Genomic DNA, 14,721 nt, shown 5'->3' with positions numbered 1-14,721 from the left:
ATCCGAGAACCACAAGCTCAGGCGCGCTTCCAGCGCTTGCGCGCATGCAAATAGGCCGCGAGGTCGCCGTAGCCCAGCTGGCTGGCCACCTGGGCCCGGCTCTCGCCGAGGAACTCCAGTTGCTGCTCCAGCTCGGCCCGCACCTGGTCGAGCAACTGGCGAAAGCTCATGCCCTGCTCTTCCAGGCGCCGGCGCAGGGTCCGCGGGCTCTGGTACAACGCCTCGGCCTGGTTCTCCAGGCTGGGCACCGTGCCCCGCGCCAAGCTGTCGCGCATGCTCGCCGCGACCTTTTCGGTCCAGCCGCCCCGTTGCACACGCTGGGCCAGGCGGCGGTCCAGCTCGCCGCGCAGCAATTGCTCCATGCCGGCGTGGCGGGTCAGCAGGGGCAGCTGCAAGGTGGCCTGGTCGTAGTACAGGCAGTTGCGCGGGCTGTCGAACTCGAGGTTGTCGCCGAACCATTGGCGGTATTCCTCGTGATAGGCCGGCCGCGAATGGCTGAAACAGGCGCGCACCGGCCGGACCAACCGTCCGGTGCCGTGACGCACCTGGGTCAGGGCCATCACGCCGTAATGCTCCACCACATAGCGGGTCAGCCGCGCCGGGGCGTCGATGCACAGTTCGACGCCGAGCAGCTCGCCGTCCCTGACCAGCCGGAGGCTGTCCATGTCCGAGGCCAGCGTGGCGTAGTCGGCCCAGCACTGCATGGCGCCGCGCACGTCCGGGCAGTACAGGCAGATATAGGCCAGGACGTGCAGGTCCTGGGGGGTGAATTCGGCGAACAGGTGCAGGCCGATGGCCGGGTCGCGCTCGGCCGCCAGGCGCCACAGTTGTTCGAGCTCCAGCAGGTTGTAGTCCTGGCGATCGCCGCGGGTCTGCTTGTGCAGCAGCCGTTCCAGCACCCGGCCGAGCTGGCCCCGGTGGAAACGCCGGTTCGGTTGATTGGCCTCATCGCCAGTGTTTTTGTCCAGTTCGCGCATAGGGGCCGGGCAGCTCTTGGTTTCTTATTGTTCGGGCAATGCCCATGTCGGGCCTGACTCGAGATTGCCATGAATACAATAATGCTCGCCAACAATCCAATCCTGGTGGTGGCCGGGATTTTCCTCGGTTTCATCCTGCTGGAAATCGCCTGCACCTGCTTTCGCCAACCCAAGGGCCAGCGTCGCGACGTGCTGATCGAAATCATCGGTTCGTCGCTGCTGCTGGGCGTCACCTTCCCCCTGGTGATGGTCCTCAGCACCCTGCTGCTCGACGCGCTGGCCCCCGGGTTGAAGAACAGCCTGGCCGACCTGCACTGGGTCGCAGGGGCGGCGCTGTTCCTGCTGCTCGACGACATGACCCAGTACTGGTGGCACCGCCTGACCCACCGCCTGCCGTTGCTCTACGCGCTGCACCGCGCCCACCATTCGGCGCCGTACATGAGCATCCGCATCGTCTACCGCAACAACAGCTTCTATTACCTGCTGATGCCCGGGATCTGGCTCTCCGGCATGCTCATCTACATGGGCCTGGCGCCGGTCTACTACGGCTACCTGATCGTCAAGATGACAGTGATCTTCGCCGCCCACAGCAGCGTCGCCTGGGACGACCGGCTCTACCGCATCCCCGTCCTGCGCCCGCTGATGTGGCTGCTGGAGCGCACCATTTCCACCCCTGCCACCCACTCCGCGCACCACGGCTTGAACGCCCACGACGGGGTGACCCACTACAAGGGCAATTTCGGCAACCTGCTGTTCTTCTGGGACGTGCTGTTCGGCACCGCGAAAATCACCCGGCGCCGGCCGGCCACCTACGGCATCGAGGATTTGCGTCCGATCAGCTGGCAGCAGGAACTGTTCTGGCCGCTGGTGCGTTCGCCCAAGCCGGCCAAGCGCGCGGTGACCGAACAGGAGGTGGCGCAATGAGCCTGCAGATCGCGCTGATCGCCGGCTCCAGCCAGCACGACAGCCAATCGGCCCGGATCGCCCGCTACCTGGGCGAGCGCCTGCTGGCGCTGCAACTCTGCGCCCGCACCTCGGTGCTCGACCTCGGCCGTTCGCCCCTGCCCCTCTGGCCGAGCCCCGAGGCGGACAGCGCCTGGAGCCATTATTCGGCGACCTTGCGCGAGGCCGACGCGCTGGTGGTGGTAGCGCCGGAATGGAACGGCATGGCCTGCCCGGCCATCAAGAACTTCTTCGTGTATGCCGGCCACGCCGAACTGGGGCACAAACCGGCGCTGCTGGTCGGGGTCTCGGCCGGCGTGGGCGGCGCCTACCCGCTCGCTGAATTGCGGGCGTCGAGCTACAAGAACTGCCGGATCTGCTACCTGCCGGAACAGCTGATCGTGCGTCAGGTCGAGCAGGCCTTCCACCCGCACCCCGAGCCCACCGCCGCGCAGCGCAGCCTGCACGCTCGCGCTGACTGGAGCCTGGGGATCCTCGCCGAATACGCCAGCGCGATGCAGCCCCTGCGCACGCGCATCGACCTGCAGGCCGCGCCCTTCGTCAACGGCATGTAGGGCACGACACAGTCGTTCAATACCTCGGCGCGCGGCCCTCGGGGCCGCGCGCCGAGGCCGGGAAAAATCTGCGTTCGCCGGCGCCCGTCGACGCCAAACAGTGGCTACAGTCTTAGGGAGCCCTTGCGGTTTGCAGCGGCGGTGAACCTTCTCGCCGCCCGCCCGGTCGATAGATGCAATCTGGCCAGGTTTTTCGACAAGCCCCGTGACTGTTCGAGGGGGCGTCGGCGGCTGGTTCATGTCCTGGAGAACGCCCGTGATAACGACCCGACACATCGCCAGTCTCAAAGCCTGGGGCGCCCATGGTTTCACCGCGACCGGGGTGGTCACGGCCTTTCTCGCCACCCTGGCGCTGTTCGACAACCAGCCCAAGGCCTGCCTGCTGTGGCTGGGGGTGGCGCTGATCGTCGACGGGGTCGACGGCTCGCTGGCGCGCAAGGTCAACGTGCAGTCGGTGCTGCCGCATTTCGACGGCTCGGTGCTGGACCTGGTGATCGACTACCTGACCTACGTGTTCATCCCGGCGCTGTTTATCTATCGCTATATTCCGCTGCCGGACTACAGCGCGCTGCTGGCGACCTCGGTGATCCTGGTGTCGTCGCTGTTCTGCTTCTGCAACGTCAACATGAAAAGCAAGGACAACTATTTCGTCGGTTTTCCCGCGGCCTGGAACGTGGTGGCACTGGCGCTGTTCATCCTCGCCCCGCCGCCCTGGCTGACCCTGTCAAGCATCGTGGTGCTGGCGCTGCTGACCCTGACCCGGATGAAGTTCCTGCACCCCTTCCGCGTGCGCCGCTTCATGCCGGTGAACATCGCGGTGACCGCCATCTGGCTGCTGTGCAGCCTATCGCTGGTGGTCAACCATCCCTACAACGGGCCCTGGGTGATGGGCCTGTGGCTGGCGATGTCGGCGTACTTCCTGGGCATCTGCATCTGGCGCACCGCGCTGGAGTGGTTCGACCGCTCGCGTATCTGAACCGCCGTCACGAGACTCGCCATGCTCTACCGCCTCGCTGCCGACGCCCTGGTCTCGCTGCACCTGGCTTTCATCCTGTTCGTGCTCCTGGGCGGCCTGCTGGTGCTCCAGTGGCCGCGCCTGGCCTGGCTGCACCTGCCGGCCGCGGCCTGGGGCGTGGCGGTGGAAGTGTTCCACCTGCCCTGCCCGCTGACCGCCTGGGAAAACCGCTTGCGCCAGGGCGCCGGCCAACAGGGGTATGGCGGCGGGTTCATCGAGCAGTACCTGATTCCGCTGATCTACCCGGCCGGGCTGACGCCGCGGATCCAGCTGGGCCTGGGCGCGCTGGTGTTGCTGGTCAACGTCCTGGTCTACGCGCGCCTGGCGTGGCGCCGCCGGCGGCCTTGAAAAATCTGCTCTGCACGCGCGATTCCCGCGCCATGGCCGGCCCCGGCTGTGTATATTTCCAGACACGCCCATGGGCAACGGCGATCCGCGATCGCGTCGAGTGGAGTCCCTGAATGCCCGATTTCCAGCTTCGCCAACCTTGTCCGCCCGGCGCCTGCGATTGCGACCGCGAACGCCTGCTGGAAACGCCCGGCACCGACCTGCGCATCCTCGGCCTGACCCGCTCGGAAGAAAAGCGCCTGCTCGAGCGGCTGGAGCGCCTGCAAAGCCTGGACGACCTGGAACACATGCAGCGACGCATGTACGAACTGTTGGGCATCCGCGTGCAGATCGCCCCCAGCTTCAACGAGGTGCGCAGCATGCGCGGCATCGCCATCCAGATCGACGAGTTGCCGGGGCTGTGCCGCAAGACCCGGCAGTCGATCCCCAGCGCGATTCGGCGCGGCTTGGAAAACAACCCGGAAATTGCCTACCGCCTGCTCGATTCCCATGACCTGTTGCGCGACGCCTGAAACGCGGCGCCCTGGTAAAAACCGTCCATCCACACAGCCGATGAAACCAGCTCAATGAACCCCACCCCGATAACCGAGCCGTTGATCGTCGTCGGCGACGCACTCGACAGCACGTTCGACACCCTGCTGGGCAGCGGGCTCGCCGCCTTCAACGAGCAACGGGTCGGCTACAACGACCGCCGGCCGCTGATGGTCGAACTCAAGGACCCGACAACCGGCCAGGTGCTGGGTGGTGTCAGCGGGCGCACCTCCCTGGGCGTGCTGTTCATCGAGCTGTTCTACCTGCCCGAGGAACTGCGTGGCTCGGGCCTGGGCGCCCGGCTGCTGGCGGCCTGCGAAGACGAAGGCCGGCGCCGCGGCTGCCGCTCGGCGGTGCTCTACACCCTGAGCTTCCAGGCGCCGCAGTTCTACGAGAAACACGGCTGGCAACGCTTCGGCGAAATCCCCTGCGACCCCGTGGGTAGCAGCCGCATATTCATGAGCAAAACCCTGTAGCCGCGCCGCGCAACGTCTGATCCACCGCGTCATCGTTCATCGCGAGCAAGCTGCGCTCCTACAAAAAAGCAGACCGCGTACGCCCCCCCTTTAGGAGCGAGCTTGCTCGCGATGGCCGCACCGCCGAATGTCTGGCCCACCGCGTTATCGGTCATCGCGAGCAAAAGCAGGGCGTGCATGGGCCTGCGATGGCGCGGCGCGTCACCAGTTCTGGCTGTTGACGCGCTTGTGGCCCAGCAGCCGTTCGACCATGGCCTGCGCACCCTCCTTGGAGGCGCAGTGCAGCAAGGGGTAGCCCCAGAATTTGCGATAGGTGTCGGCGAAGGCTTCGACCCGGGCCTGGGCCGCGCCGTCCGGGGCAATCACGATACTGGCCTTGATCCAGAGCTGGATCGCTTCCTTGTTCCGCTTCATCCACAGCGACGCCTGCTTGAGGCTGGCCTGGGCCGCCTCGCCCTGCTCCGGCGCCTCGCCCGGGGCATCGGCGGTGACCAGCACGAACGGCTGCTCGCGCTGCAACAGCCGGTCGAGCTGGACGAAGGGATCGGTCTGGCCGGCAGCCGAGTCGCGGTAGTGCATCCAGACCAGGGGGAACTGACTAGGGTCGATGTTCATAAGGCTTCCTCGACAAGAGATAAACAAGAATGTCTATCATCCGCAAAGAGCCTGATGGCAGCATCAGTCAACCAGGACAAGCTATTGACCAATCCAGCCAAACACGCCTTCAGCCCTGCTCACCCGGCTCCTGAGCCCCCAGCAGCATCCTGCGTTCGGTGAGAAACCGCGCCGGCGGCTGGCCCACGGCCTTTTTGAACATGCGGATAAAGGCGCTGGCGCTTTCATACCCCAGGCCCAGCGCCACGCTCTCCACCGACTCGCCCCGCGCCAGCTGCTTGAGCCCCAGGAGGATATGCAACTGGCGTTGCCACTGGCCGAAGCTCAGGCCGGTCTCGGCGACGATCAGCCGGCTCAGGCTGCGCTCGCTCATGCCGATCCGCTCGCCCCAGCCCCCCAGGCTGCGACGCTCGGCCGGCTGCTCGATGAGCGCAGCCGCCATGCCACGCAAGCGCGGGTGTCGGGGCATAGGCAGGTGGATCTGCTCCTGGGGCGCGGCGGCCAGTTCGTCCAGGGCCACCGCCATCAACCGGCCCTGGGGGCCATCGAGGTCGTAGAGCACGGGTATTTCCACGCAGCGCTGCAACAGCGCCTGCAACAGCGGCGAAACCGCCAGGGTGCAACAGGCCGCCGGCAAACCGAGAACCTGTTCGGGCTCGACGAACAGGCAGTAACCCTCGGTCCCTTCCAGGCCCTGCACGCTGTGGCGCATGTCCCCGGGAATCCACACCGCGCATTGCGGCGGGGCCATCCACAGGCCCTCGTCAGTCTCGCAAGTGATCACCCCGGCCAGCGGGAACAGCAACTGCGCCTTGCGGTGGTTGTGCCACGGCCGTTCCCAGCGCGTGGCCTGGGGCGTAATCCGCAACGCGTACAGGGGCCGGGCAACGGCGTCCGGGTCCTGGGGCGGGTGTTGGCTGTGCTGTACCGGCATATCGGCGCCTGTGGCCAGTGGGCGCAAGCCCGGAAAAGAAAAACGCGCCGCGGAATTCTGCGGCCTGAGGGCAAATTGGCCAAGGGCCGTCGCGGCTTGGCAGCCCCTGGGCCAGGAATCAGCCGAGGGCCTGGAACTTCTTGCGGTAAGCCGCCGGCAGCAGGCCGACCCGCTGCTGAAACAGCCGGCGAAACGAGTTGCTGTCTTCGTAACCGACTTTGTAGGTGATGCTGTCCAACGTCATGCGCGTGGACTCGAGCAACTCCTTGGCCTTCTCCAGGCGCAGGGTCTGCAGATAGGCCAACGGCGTATAACCGGTGGCCTCCTTGAAACGGCGCTTGAAGTTGCGCACGCCGAACCCGAAGCGCCGCGCCGTATCGTCGATCAGCAGCGGCTGGTCGAAGTGCGCCTCCAGCCAGTCCTGCACCCGCAGGATTTCGCCGTCGCCATGGCTCTTGGGCAACGACCACATGACATACACCGATTGCTCGCTGCGCACGTTGTCGATCAGCAGGTACTTGCCGCATTTCTGCGCCAGTTCCAGGGAAGCGAAACGCCGCACCAGATGCAGCAGCAGGTCCATGGCCGCGCTCGCGCCGCCGCTGGTGATCAGGCGCCGGTCCTCGCAGAGCAGTTGCCCCTCGTCCAGTTCGACCCCGGCGTAGCGACGCCGGAACAGCTCGGCAAAAGCCCAGTGGGTGGTCGCGCGTACGCCGTCCAGAAGGCCCGTTTCGGCCAGCATGAACGCCGCCGTGCACATCGAGGCCAGTACCGCGCCCCGGGCATGTTGTTGCCGCAGCCAGGGCCCATGCCCGGCAAACGCCGGCAAGGCCTCCTTCAGGGTGAAGAGAAAACCGGGGATCAGCACCAGATCGGTCCGAGGGATCTCGGCCAGGGAATGTTGCACCCGCAGCGCCTGCCCGCCCCAGGCATCGACATCGGCGCCATCCAGCGAGGCGACCACCACCTCGAACGGCGCGCTGGCGGTATCGGCGAACAGATTGGCCGCGCTCAGCACTTCCAGGGCCAGGGTGGCGCTGGCGGCGGAACAGCGATCGGCCAGGAGCAAGGTGACGTGCATAGTAGTTTCCGTTGCGCTTTTCGCATGAAAAATGTCATTTGCGCACCTAGCTTAGCCGATTCCCCTTGCCTAAAGTGCAGCCATCCTTTCAATCATCGGTGCCCCCATGAATCTCTGGTTCCGCATGCTGCTCATGCTGTTTCGCCGTCCGTGGCGCAAGCCGGTCGAAGGCTTGGCCACCACCGTCGTGCGCATGCGCGTCTGGCCACTCGACCTCGACCTCAACCGGCACGTCACCAACGGCCGCTATTTCACCCTGGCCGACCTCGGGCGCATGGACTTCGTCCTGCGTAGCGGCGCCTACCGCGTGGCCCTGCGCCACAGGGCGGTGCCGATCGTCGGCGATGTCTGGGGCAAGTTCCGCCGTGAGTTGAAGCTGTTCGAAACATTTGAGGTCCACAGCCGGATCCTCGGCTGGGACGAAAAATGGAGCTTCATGGAACACCGCTTCGTGAGCAAAGGCCGGGTGACCGGGGTGGTGGTGATGCGCGGGCTGTTCCGCTCGGCCAAAGGCACGATCGCCCCGGGGGAGTTCGTCCACGAACTGGGCGTAGGCCAATCGCCCGAGTTGCCACAGTGGCTGCAGGACTGGTCGAAAAGCTGCGACGACATGAGCGTGCAACTGCGCGCGGAAGAAAACCCGGCGCGTTGAGGCAGGTCGCGGAGACAAGAACGCCATTGCCAACCCGGGTCGACAATGGCGTTGACGCGCGACAGCCCGCGCTTGACCGAATGAGCAAGCGCGACGCCACGGCGACGCGCCCGCTCGTCAATCAATGCGGCGCGCGAGGGATGGTCTTGAGCAGGTCTTCGGGGCTGATGTGGCCGACCACGCTGCCCGGTTGCGGCAGGTTGAGGATGTGGCCTTTCATCTTGCCGATGATGTGCATTTCGCACGGTTTGCAGTCGAACTTCAGGGTCAGCACTTCGTCGCCGTGGATCAGTTGCATCGGCGCGACCTTGGTCCGCACCCCGGTCACGCCCTTGGCCTGTTTCGGGCAGAGGTTGAAGGAGAAACGCAGGCAGTGCTTGGTGATCATCACCGGTACTTCACCCGCCTCTTCGTGGGCCTCGTAGGCAGCGTCGATCAGCTTGACCCCGTGGCGGTGGTAGAAGTCGCGGGCCTTCTGGTTGTAGACGTTGGCCAGGAACGACAGGTGCGACTCCGGGTACACCGGCGGCGGGCTGGTCTCGGCCTTGCGCGCACCGCGCGGGTGGGCGGCGATCCGCGCCTGGCTCAGCGCCTCGATGGCGTCGCGGCGCAGGGCCTTGAGCTGCGAGTTGGGAATGAAGTACGCCTGCGGCGCATCCAGCCTGACCCCGGTGGCGTGGTACTGGGTGGTGCCCAGTTGCCCCAGCAGGTCCTGCAATTGCTCCAGGGCCTGCTCCGGCTTGTTGGCCACGCCGAACGGGCCGTCCAGGGCGACGCTGGCGCTGATGCCCTCCTCGCTGGTGGCGGTCAGTTCCAGGCGCTCCTCGCGCAAGCGCGCGACCCAGCCCAGGCCGACGCGGCGCTCGGCGGAGGTCTTCTGCAGGGCCTGCTGCCAGTTGTGGTCCAGGTTGCGGCTCAGTGGATGGTTCGGCCGCAGCTTGTACATGCCTTCCGGCATTTCGTTGGGCTCGACGCGGTAGCGGTAACGCTTCTCGCCGTCTTCGTCGAACTCGCCTTTCGCCTCAGCGATGTTGGCGCGGAAACCCACCACTTCGCGCTTGACCAGCACGTTGAGGCCGTCGCCATTGGACAGCGGCTCATGGGTCACCACTTGCAGGTCGCGTTTGCCGACCTTCTCCACCACGCCCACCGGCAGGCCGGTGAAGGTCGGCGAGTCGAAGGCGCCGATGTCGATCTTGCGATCGGTGACGAAATAATCGGTGCTGCCGCGATGGAAGGTCTTTTCCGGGTCCGGCACGAAGAAATGGGCCGTATGGCCGCTGGAGGCGCGGGCCAGGTCCGGACGATCTTCGAGGACCGCGTCCAGGCGCTGGCGGTAGTAGGCGGTGATGTTCTTCACATAACCCATGTCCTTGTAGCGCCCTTCGATCTTGAACGAGCGCACGCCGGCTTCCACCAGGGCACGGATATTGGCGCTCTGGTTGTTGTCCTTCATCGACAGCAGGTGCTTCTCGTAGGCGATCACCCCGCCCTTTTCGTCTTTCAGGGTGTACGGCAGGCGGCAAGCCTGGGAGCAGTCGCCACGGTTGGCGCTGCGGCCGGTCTGCGCGTGGGAGATGTTGCACTGGCCGGAGAAGGCCACGCACAACGCGCCGTGGATGAAGAACTCGATCGCCGCGTCGGTTTCGTCGGCGATGGCGCGGATTTCCTGCAGGTTCAGCTCGCGGGCCAGGACCAGTTGCGAGAAACCGGCCTGGTCGAGGAACTTGGCCCGGGCCAGGGTACGGATGTCGGTCTGGGTGCTGGCATGCAGCTCGATCGGCGGGATGTCCAGTTCCATCACGCCCAGGTCCTGGACGATCAGCGCGTCGACGCCGGCGTCGTACAACTGGTGGATCAGCTTGCGCGCCGGCTCCAGTTCGTTGTCGTGCAGGATGGTGTTGATGGTGGTGAAGATCCGCGCGTGGTAGCGCCGGGCGAACTCCACCAGCCCGGCGATTTCACTCACCTCGTTGCAGGCGTTGTGGCGGGCGCCGAAGCTCGGGCCGCCGATGTACACGGCATCGGCGCCATGCAGGATGGCCTCGCGGGCGATGGCCACATCGCGGGCAGGGCTGAGCAATTCCAGGTGATGCTTGGGCAAGGACATAATTTTTTTAGTCAGGCTTGTCACGGTCGAGGCGCGCATTGTAGCGGCGAAACGCCCGACCGGCACCCGTGTACTGCCCGGTGGCGCCCGCTCGCCGAGCGGGGCCGCCGATTACCGCGAAAAACTCAGGCCTTGGCCGCCATCGCGGTGACTTCCACGCGCATGCCTTCCACCGCCAGCGCCGCCACGCCAACCGCCGCGCGCACCGGCCAGGGCTTGGCGAAAAAGCGTTGGTAGACCTCGTTGAACGCGGCGCGGTCGGCCATGTCGGTGAGGTAGATGGTCAGGTGCAGCACCCGGTCCAGGGAACTGCCGGCCTTCTCCAGCGCCACCTTCAGCGCCTGCAGGGTGCACTCGCTCTGCGCAGTGATGTCGCCCAGCTCCAGGCTGCCGTCGGCGCGGGTGGGGATCTGGGTGGAAACCAGCAGGCCGCCGAAACCTGTGACGTCGGAAGAGATGGAGTCCGCGTCCGGGTCGGGAATGAAGTCGATATCGTGGTGGGCCATGGGGCTCTCTTGTTCGAGGAAAAAAGAAAAAGTCGCCAGCGCCCTCGATCGCGGCGCCGGCTTGGGCCCAGCAAGTCTACAGCCTCGAGGCCAGGTCGTCCGGCCAGCGCCGCGAAAACCCTGCCGACAGCGGCAGGCCCGGCTACCTGATCCAGGTCGCTCAGCAGAACTGGGCAGGCACGGCGCGGCGAGCTGAAAACAAACGAGCAGGAGGCAGGTCCCCTCCCTTTCGGGAGAGGACCTGCCCTCCTCACGCGTGATGAATTTCCCGATCCTTGGTCTCCGGCAGGAAGAACGTGCCCAGGATCGCCGTCATCACGGCGATGACGATCGGGTACCAGAGCCCGTAGTAGATGTCCCCCGTAGCCGCCACCATGGCGAAGGCCACGGTGGGCAGGAAGCCGCCGAACCAGCCGTTGCCGATGTGGTACGGCAGCGACATCGAGGTGTAGCGGATGCGCGCCGGGAACAGCTCCACCAGCCAGGCGGCGATCGGGCCGTAGACCATGGTCACGTAGATCACCAGCAGGGTCAGCAGGGCCAGTACCGCCAGGTAGTTGGTCTTGGCCGGATCGGCCTTCTCGGGGTAGCCGGCGTCCTTGAGGGCGGTGCCCAGGGCCGCGACGAAGGCGTCGTTGCGCGCCTTGAAGTCGGCGGCCGGCAGGCTGCTGCCTTCGAAGCTCGGCATCAGTTTGTCGCCGATGCGTACCTGCGCCAGCGCGCCGGGCTCGGCCTTCTCGTTGCTGTAGGGGATGGCTTTCTTCGCCAGCACGCTCTTGGCCAGGTCGCAGGAACTGGTGAAGCGCGCCTTGCCCACCGGGTCGAACTGGAACGAGCATTGCGCGGGGTCGGCGATCACCGTGACCGGGTTCTTCTCCTGGGCGATGAAGACGTCGGGGTTACCGTACTGGGTCAGCGCGTGGAAGATCGGGAAGTAGGTCAGCGCCGCGAGGATGCAGCCGGCCATGATGATGCCCTTGCGGCCGATGCGGTCGGACAGGCTGCCGAACAGGATGAAGAACGGCGTGCCGATCAGCAGTGAGCCGGCGATCAGCAGGTTGGCGGTCTGCGGGTCGATCTTGAGCATCTGCAACAGGAAGAACAGCGCGTAGAACTGCCCGGTGTACCAGACCACGGCCTGGCCGGCGGTGCCGCCGAGCAGCGCCATGATGACAATCTTGAGGTTGTCCCAGCGGGCGAAGGATTCGGTCAGCGGCGCCTTCGACGCCTTGCCTTCGGCCTTCATTTTCTGGAACACCGGCGACTCGCTCAGTTGCAGGCGGATGTACACCGAGACGATCAGCAGCAGGATCGACAGCAGGAACGGAATCCGCCAGCCCCAGGCCTCGAAGGCTTCGGTACCGAGGAGGGTGCGACAGGCGAGGATCACCAGCAGCGACAGGAACAGGCCGAGGGTCGCGGTAGTCTGGATCCAGGAGGTGAAATAGCCGCGCTTGCCCGGCGGCGCATGTTCGGCGACGTAGGTCGCCGCGCCGCCGTACTCGCCGCCCAGGGCCAGGCCCTGCAACAGGCGCAGGGTAATGAGGATGACCGGGGCCGCCACGCCGATGGTCGTGTAGCTGGGCAGCAGGCCCACCACCGCGGTGGAGACGCCCATGATGACGATGGTGATGAGGAAGGTGTGCTTGCGCCCGATCATGTCGCCCAGGCGGCCGAACACGATGGCGCCGAACGGTCGCACGGCAAAGCCCGCGGCGAATGCCAGCAGGGCGAAGATGAAAGAGGTGGTTTCGTTGACGCCGGCGAAGAAGTGCTTGGCGATGATCGCCGCGAGCGAACCGTACAGGTAGAAGTCATACCACTCGAATACGGTGCCCAGGGACGAGGCAAAAATGACTTTGCGCTCCTCCTGGGTGACCCCGCGGTTGGGCGCGCTGCCCGTGGCTGTGTCGTCAAGTGTTGCCATGAGTGTTCTCCGTCTTGCTTTTGTCGTAGGCCGGAGTACCTCTTGCCGTTACCGCACCCTGGCCCTGGGGCTGATGTGATCGGATTGCGGATTGCTGATGCCTTGAAAGCCTCGCATCGCTGCCAGGTTTCCTGAAGCATAATCAGCTTCGCGCAGATATCCACTCGCCCCCGGCCCACGGCCTCCACGGCGCGGCGCGGCGCGGCGCGGCGCGCAATCATCATTCCCGTCGATCATACAAATCACAAAAGCGGATTTTTTATTTGCGGCCGCTGCCTGCAGAATGGCGCCACCCTTAACGCCCTCGGATACGTACGTCATGAATATCAATTTTGCGATCGCCTGCATGATCGTGTTTTCTTTTGCGGTTGCCTTGATTCATGGCTGATCGGTAACCCCCGCCTGACGCAGCTGCCGCCATCGCCACGGGTGCCGGCAACTGATCTTGCCGTATTCCCGATGCGCATTTCTTCAAGGGTGCTTTTCTACCAACGCCCTCAGGTTGAAGGGTTGTTATTGCAAGACTTCCCCCCTAAGCCTCAACACCAATGAACAGATCCAGGTTGTCGGGTAAGGATGTCTTGATAACTTCAGAAATCCTCCAGACCTGCTCACTTGTCAGTGGCAACTCTCCGTCAGACTCGGCGGCGAGGCTTTCCCAGCCCAAAATGTCCATTACCGCCCGCTCACACTCAGACGCAACGTCCAGCTCAAACTTCAACGACGTGTCGTCGAAGCCATCGGGTAAAAAGCCGGTGATGCATAGATACATGAAAACTCCTATTTCTCTACTTTCCGACCAGGCGTTGCTGGCTTGGTCTGCTCACCCGTTTCAGGGTCAAACTCGCCCAGATGCTTCCCTTGTTTATCGTATATTTCGACCGTGCCATGTTGGCTGTCCCATTCGTAGATACGCCCTTTAGAGTCCTTCCAGCGTTTACGCTTCTTGCTCCCACCTTGGACATGGCCTTTGGCTTTATCTTTCACTGCATCAGAAAAGGCCGTCAGTCCTTTTGGTGCTGGATAATAGCGATGGTCTCCCGGAACACTCAGCGAAATATAAATCGGCTGAATCCCGCTATCCGGAAACCAGATAATCGCGTCCTGGTAGTCAGGTGGGTACTGCGGATTGACCAGTATCTTATCGGCCTGTTCGGTCGGCGGAAAAACCCACGCGCCCGGCTTCAGCGAAGCGCCCTCCAACGCCGGAGTACCTGGCACCGTATTAGGGTCGGTTGCCGGGGTCCAGATAACCTCGATCCCCTGCCCCATCTCCGCGACCCGCTGCTCACCCCGGGCCTTGGCCGCAATCACCGGCACCTGCTGCCACGCCGCCTTTGTTCCGGTATAGAACCCGTACACACTCACCGCGCCATCCGGCAGGTGCTTTACATTGACTCGCACACGGGTATTCCCGTACTGCAACTGCGCGTATTGCTCGGACGTGTAGAAGGCGCTGTCAGCCGCAATATCGTCCGGCATCAGCAACGCGGCAAAGCCCACTGCGGCGGGGCCGGCCAGCGCCAAGCTGCCGCCCAGGCGTTTCGCCAGGGCCGAGGCACTGCCCGAACCGCCAACCCATTGCAGGGGAACAGCGCCTGCGGCCATCGCCGGAGCGGTGCCCAGTACCGCGAAGGTGCCGTATTGTTTCAGCGACTCGACCGGTACGAAACCGCCGGGGTTGCTGTGATTGATCAGGCCATTGGGCAACGCGCAGGACTTGGAGAAGACACACCCTTTAAGGGTCGGTATCGCCTGTGGTTTCTCCGGCAATTCCTTGTATTCGGCCCAACGCTGCTCGCCGATATCGACCGGCTCGACGCCTTGATCGCGATAGCCCTTCGGCTTATTGGGCACATACCCGCTCATCCCTGTGCGCTTCCCTATCGTCCATAAAAAAGCCTCCGGGGCGGAGGCAAATTGGTTTGCAGTTAGCAGACGGACGTTACCCCGAATCTCGATGGGCAGACGCTAGGAGGATTCTGAACTTGGCCCCGGTTGTATCTTGTTAGGTCTTGTGCCCCGTTGTGTT

At 64.6% G+C, this 14,721-nt stretch carries 17 protein-coding genes; 7 read left to right on the top strand and 10 right to left on the bottom strand.

Going from position 1 to position 14,721, the window contains the following annotated elements:
- Nucleotides 1-17 precede the first annotated feature (17 nt).
- Nucleotides 18-977, bottom strand: coding sequence for an AraC family transcriptional regulator ligand-binding domain-containing protein (locus tag BTN82_RS11085; RefSeq protein WP_075119162.1), 960 nt, complete (start codon nucleotides 975-977; stop codon nucleotides 18-20).
- 69 nt (nucleotides 978-1,046) lie between these two features.
- Between BTN82_RS11085 and BTN82_RS11080 the strand changes: the two genes are divergently transcribed.
- The 6 genes from BTN82_RS11080 (at nucleotide 1,047) to BTN82_RS11055 (ending at nucleotide 4,864) form a co-directional block, all read left to right on the top strand.
- Nucleotides 1,047-1,901 (top strand): sterol desaturase family protein, encoded by an 855-nt coding sequence (locus BTN82_RS11080; RefSeq protein WP_075119161.1) that lies wholly within the window; start codon nucleotides 1,047-1,049, stop codon nucleotides 1,899-1,901.
- On the top strand, nucleotides 1,898-2,494 hold the full coding sequence (locus BTN82_RS11075; protein ID WP_075119160.1) for an NADPH-dependent FMN reductase: 597 nt from the start codon (nucleotides 1,898-1,900) through the stop codon (nucleotides 2,492-2,494). The genes BTN82_RS11080 and BTN82_RS11075 overlap by 4 nt, the downstream gene beginning before the upstream one ends.
- A 256-nt stretch (nucleotides 2,495-2,750) precedes the next feature.
- Nucleotides 2,751-3,470, top strand: a complete 720-nt coding sequence (gene pcsA, locus BTN82_RS11070) for a phosphatidylcholine synthase (RefSeq protein ID WP_075119159.1) — start codon at nucleotides 2,751-2,753, stop codon at nucleotides 3,468-3,470.
- A gap of 21 nt (nucleotides 3,471-3,491) precedes the next feature.
- Complete coding sequence (locus BTN82_RS11065) at nucleotides 3,492-3,857, top strand: DUF2784 domain-containing protein (protein WP_075119158.1); 366 nt, start codon at nucleotides 3,492-3,494, stop codon at nucleotides 3,855-3,857.
- A 113-nt stretch (nucleotides 3,858-3,970) separates the two neighbouring features.
- On the top strand, nucleotides 3,971-4,369 hold the full coding sequence (locus tag BTN82_RS11060) for a hypothetical protein (RefSeq protein ID WP_075119157.1): 399 nt from the start codon (nucleotides 3,971-3,973) through the stop codon (nucleotides 4,367-4,369).
- A 54-nt stretch (nucleotides 4,370-4,423) separates the two neighbouring features.
- Nucleotides 4,424-4,864, top strand: a complete 441-nt coding sequence (locus BTN82_RS11055; RefSeq protein WP_081375441.1) for a GNAT family N-acetyltransferase — start codon at nucleotides 4,424-4,426, stop codon at nucleotides 4,862-4,864.
- Between the two features lie 201 nt (nucleotides 4,865-5,065).
- On the opposite strand, the gene BTN82_RS11050 is transcribed toward BTN82_RS11055, so the two are convergent.
- The 3 genes from BTN82_RS11050 to BTN82_RS11040 all read right to left on the bottom strand — a co-directional run bounded on the left by BTN82_RS11050 (nucleotide 5,066) and on the right by BTN82_RS11040 (nucleotide 7,494).
- The gene (locus BTN82_RS11050) at nucleotides 5,066-5,479 is read right to left on the bottom strand and encodes a hypothetical protein (RefSeq protein ID WP_075119156.1); all 414 of its coding nucleotides are present in this window, start codon (nucleotides 5,477-5,479) and stop codon (nucleotides 5,066-5,068) included.
- A 109-nt stretch (nucleotides 5,480-5,588) separates the two neighbouring features.
- Nucleotides 5,589-6,413, bottom strand: a complete 825-nt coding sequence (locus tag BTN82_RS11045) for an AraC family transcriptional regulator (protein ID WP_075119155.1) — start codon at nucleotides 6,411-6,413, stop codon at nucleotides 5,589-5,591.
- A gap of 118 nt (nucleotides 6,414-6,531) precedes the next feature.
- Nucleotides 6,532-7,494 (bottom strand): GlxA family transcriptional regulator, encoded by a 963-nt coding sequence (locus BTN82_RS11040; protein WP_075119154.1) that lies wholly within the window; start codon nucleotides 7,492-7,494, stop codon nucleotides 6,532-6,534.
- Nucleotides 7,495-7,600: 106 nt separating this feature from the next.
- Between BTN82_RS11040 and BTN82_RS11035 the strand changes: the two genes are divergently transcribed.
- Entirely contained in the window at nucleotides 7,601-8,146 is a 546-nt protein-coding gene (locus tag BTN82_RS11035) for a thioesterase family protein (protein ID WP_075119153.1), read from the top strand.
- Between the two features lie 121 nt (nucleotides 8,147-8,267).
- Here BTN82_RS11035 and BTN82_RS11030 read toward each other — a convergent pair whose 3' ends face one another.
- The 6 genes from BTN82_RS11030 to BTN82_RS11010 all read right to left on the bottom strand — a co-directional run bounded on the left by BTN82_RS11030 (nucleotide 8,268) and on the right by BTN82_RS11010 (nucleotide 14,558).
- Nucleotides 8,268-10,256 (bottom strand): peptidase U32 family protein, encoded by a 1,989-nt coding sequence (locus tag BTN82_RS11030; RefSeq protein WP_075119152.1) that lies wholly within the window; start codon nucleotides 10,254-10,256, stop codon nucleotides 8,268-8,270.
- A gap of 125 nt (nucleotides 10,257-10,381) precedes the next feature.
- Nucleotides 10,382-10,762: a RidA family protein gene (locus tag BTN82_RS11025; RefSeq protein WP_075119151.1), complete on the bottom strand. Its 381-nt coding sequence runs from the start codon at nucleotides 10,760-10,762 to the stop codon at nucleotides 10,382-10,384.
- Nucleotides 10,763-11,012: 250 nt separating this feature from the next.
- On the bottom strand, nucleotides 11,013-12,689 hold the full coding sequence (locus BTN82_RS11020) for an MFS transporter (protein WP_075119150.1): 1,677 nt from the start codon (nucleotides 12,687-12,689) through the stop codon (nucleotides 11,013-11,015).
- Nucleotides 12,690-12,737: 48 nt separating this feature from the next.
- Complete coding sequence (locus BTN82_RS31320; protein WP_186828380.1) at nucleotides 12,738-13,037, bottom strand: hypothetical protein; 300 nt, start codon at nucleotides 13,035-13,037, stop codon at nucleotides 12,738-12,740.
- Between the two features lie 184 nt (nucleotides 13,038-13,221).
- Complete coding sequence (locus tag BTN82_RS11015) at nucleotides 13,222-13,461, bottom strand: pyocin S6 family toxin immunity protein (RefSeq protein ID WP_075119149.1); 240 nt, start codon at nucleotides 13,459-13,461, stop codon at nucleotides 13,222-13,224.
- Nucleotides 13,462-13,469: 8 nt separating this feature from the next.
- Complete coding sequence (locus BTN82_RS11010; protein WP_075119148.1) at nucleotides 13,470-14,558, bottom strand: colicin E3/pyocin S6 family cytotoxin; 1,089 nt, start codon at nucleotides 14,556-14,558, stop codon at nucleotides 13,470-13,472.
- Nucleotides 14,559-14,721: the final 163 nt, after the last annotated feature.

The sequence above is a fragment of the Pseudomonas chlororaphis genome (assembly GCF_001921865.1).
Classification (GTDB): domain Bacteria; phylum Pseudomonadota; class Gammaproteobacteria; order Pseudomonadales; family Pseudomonadaceae; genus Aquipseudomonas; species Aquipseudomonas chlororaphis_D.
This window is presented reverse-complemented; position numbering and strand designations above follow the sequence as displayed.

Excerpts from the sequence above, each read along its gene's own strand:
- BTN82_RS11085 (WP_075119162.1), bottom strand. The coding sequence starts at position 977 with ATGCGCGAACTGGACAAAAACACTGGCGATGAGGCCAATCAACCGAAC.
- BTN82_RS11080 (WP_075119161.1), top strand. The coding sequence starts at position 1,047 with ATGAATACAATAATGCTCGCCAACAATCCAATCCTGGTGGTGGCCGGG.
- BTN82_RS11075 (WP_075119160.1), top strand. The coding sequence starts at position 1,898 with ATGAGCCTGCAGATCGCGCTGATCGCCGGCTCCAGCCAGCACGACAGC.
- BTN82_RS11065 (WP_075119158.1), top strand. The coding sequence starts at position 3,492 with ATGCTCTACCGCCTCGCTGCCGACGCCCTGGTCTCGCTGCACCTGGCT.
- BTN82_RS11060 (WP_075119157.1), top strand. The coding sequence starts at position 3,971 with ATGCCCGATTTCCAGCTTCGCCAACCTTGTCCGCCCGGCGCCTGCGAT.
- BTN82_RS11055 (WP_081375441.1), top strand. The coding sequence starts at position 4,424 with ATGAACCCCACCCCGATAACCGAGCCGTTGATCGTCGTCGGCGACGCA.
- BTN82_RS11050 (WP_075119156.1), bottom strand. The coding sequence starts at position 5,479 with ATGAACATCGACCCTAGTCAGTTCCCCCTGGTCTGGATGCACTACCGC.
- BTN82_RS11045 (WP_075119155.1), bottom strand. The coding sequence starts at position 6,413 with ATGCCGGTACAGCACAGCCAACACCCGCCCCAGGACCCGGACGCCGTT.
- BTN82_RS11040 (WP_075119154.1), bottom strand. The coding sequence starts at position 7,494 with ATGCACGTCACCTTGCTCCTGGCCGATCGCTGTTCCGCCGCCAGCGCC.
- BTN82_RS11035 (WP_075119153.1), top strand. The coding sequence starts at position 7,601 with ATGAATCTCTGGTTCCGCATGCTGCTCATGCTGTTTCGCCGTCCGTGG.
- BTN82_RS11030 (WP_075119152.1), bottom strand. The coding sequence starts at position 10,256 with ATGTCCTTGCCCAAGCATCACCTGGAATTGCTCAGCCCTGCCCGCGAT.
- BTN82_RS11025 (WP_075119151.1), bottom strand. The coding sequence starts at position 10,762 with ATGGCCCACCACGATATCGACTTCATTCCCGACCCGGACGCGGACTCC.
- BTN82_RS11020 (WP_075119150.1), bottom strand. The coding sequence starts at position 12,689 with ATGGCAACACTTGACGACACAGCCACGGGCAGCGCGCCCAACCGCGGG.
- BTN82_RS31320 (WP_186828380.1), bottom strand. The coding sequence starts at position 13,037 with ATGCAGGCGATCGCAAAATTGATATTCATGACGTACGTATCCGAGGGC.
- BTN82_RS11015 (WP_075119149.1), bottom strand. The coding sequence starts at position 13,461 with ATGTATCTATGCATCACCGGCTTTTTACCCGATGGCTTCGACGACACG.
- BTN82_RS11010 (WP_075119148.1), bottom strand. The coding sequence starts at position 14,558 with ATGAGCGGGTATGTGCCCAATAAGCCGAAGGGCTATCGCGATCAAGGC.